Below are 707 nucleotides of genomic sequence, written 5' to 3' on the forward strand. Positions count from 1 at the left end.
TTCTTTTTGCTTTTGCATCTTCTTTTTGTGCGCTTCGTTCTTATCGCTCTCGCCAGTCATTACTCGCTCCTGTTACTTCGTTCAGTGTTTATGGTGCCCAATGCGGGCCACTTAAAACTCACTTACTCAACGTGCTCTGTGTTCTTATCGCATCAAATCGCTCGCACACCTGCTGCATGCCATCCAAGGTTCGATACGAAAATCGATGCAATAAATCGCCATCAAAAAATACGATCTGCTCATTCTTAACAGCGGGAATTTCAGGCCAGTTCTGCCACATTTCAACGGCTATTTCCCCGCCATGATGCGTCGGTACGACAATCACATCCGGTTGCTTTTCAATGACACTTTCCAAACTCACCTGCGGATAATCCAGTGCTGGATCGCTAAAGACATTCTCTCCACCGCAACCGCTAAACAGTTGATTAATCCAGCTGCCCGCGGCCATTGTGCGCAACGGTTTAGACCACAATTGATAGAAAAACCGTACCTTCGCAGCGTCTTGATATCGGTTGCGCAATGCCTCTAAGCGCTCTAAATAAGCACTAGCCAACGCGTCACCTTGTTGCTCATAACCAATCCGCTTGGCGATCGCTTGAATTTCCAGTGGAATATCTTCAAGTCGCTTCGTCTTGCTTAAGTGAATAGGAATCCCAAGTGATCTAATACGCGCCAAGTCCTTTGCTGGGTTGCCGCCCTCCCAGGCA

General features: G+C 47.8%; 2 protein-coding genes. Both read right to left on the reverse strand.

Annotated elements, in window-relative coordinates:
* Positions 1-60 (reverse strand): hypothetical protein (locus tag A3750_RS27355; protein ID WP_156498695.1); only part of this gene is annotated, 60 nt, incomplete at its 3' end.
* Between the two features lie 58 nt (positions 61-118).
* Positions 119-707: helical backbone metal receptor (locus A3750_RS17765; RefSeq protein ID WP_231871866.1), on the reverse strand; the 589-nt coding region annotated here is incomplete at its 5' end.

The sequence above is a fragment of the Oleiphilus sp. HI0079 genome, assembly GCF_001635105.1.